The sequence below is a fragment of the Thermosynechococcus sp. genome (genome assembly GCF_046299655.1).
In the GTDB taxonomy this organism is placed as follows: Bacteria; Cyanobacteriota; Cyanobacteriia; order Thermosynechococcales; family Thermosynechococcaceae; genus Thermosynechococcus.
The window spans coordinates 1-774 of sequence record NZ_JBKBHZ010000035.1 but is presented as its reverse complement, the minus strand read 5'-3'; the positions used below and the strand labels follow the sequence as shown (position 1 = coordinate 774).

Sequence of the window (774 nt, the reverse complement as noted above, 5' to 3'; positions counted from 1 at the left end):
GTAATCTACTTGAGCGCGCAAATGTTCATCGAGGCCAGCATGGGCTTGAGGATCATTAAACCGTTGAATTACCTGATCAAGCATGTGGCTATAGGTGGCTAGATACTCCTCGTGGTGAAGAGGGATGAGAGCTGCAAACCCTGCCGTTGTTTCAGGGAGGGCACCTAGTTCACTGGTAATGATGTAGCAGCCACTGGCCATGGCCTCCATTGCCGCAATGCAGGAGGTTTCAGCAAAGGTATTCGGATAAGCCCAAATAGCAGTGGATTTAAGGGCTTGAGCCAGTTCAGGCTGCGGTAGTGAGCCGACGTAATTGACATTGGCCAAGTCATGGCAGCGTTGGTAGAGATTGCCATACTGCTGCTGATCCTCAGAGTCACTCACTTGATAGACTTTCATACTGGAATAAACATTGAGCCGTACTGAGGGATGGCTTACCTGTAGCGAAGGCATGAGGTCAAGGAGCAAATTCAAGCCACGAAAGGGAGTACTGGTATAAGCGAGCGCTAAGGGTTGTGCCTTTGCCTTAAGGATTGATTCTGTGGGAGCAAAAAGGTTTTCAAAGCAAGGAGCAATGGCATTGCGCAATACAGCCGTTTTCTCAGCAGGAATCTTGAATGCTTCAATATACTGCTGTTGCTGCCACTGACTGATTAAAACTATCCGTTGATAGACCTCCTGATGTGCGGATGAATGTAAAGATTGAACACCAGGTTGATTTGCAGCGTGTTGTGTCCATAGCAATAGGGGAGTTTGGGGCGGCAACACTAAACG

The 774-nt window shown here is 48.3% G+C and carries 1 protein-coding gene; it reads right to left on the bottom strand.

Going from position 1 to position 774, the window contains the following annotated elements; all coding sequences use genetic code 11:
- On the bottom strand, positions 1-774 hold a 774-nt coding region (locus tag ACK4HN_RS11905), incomplete at both ends, for a glycosyltransferase family 4 protein (RefSeq protein ID WP_409877766.1).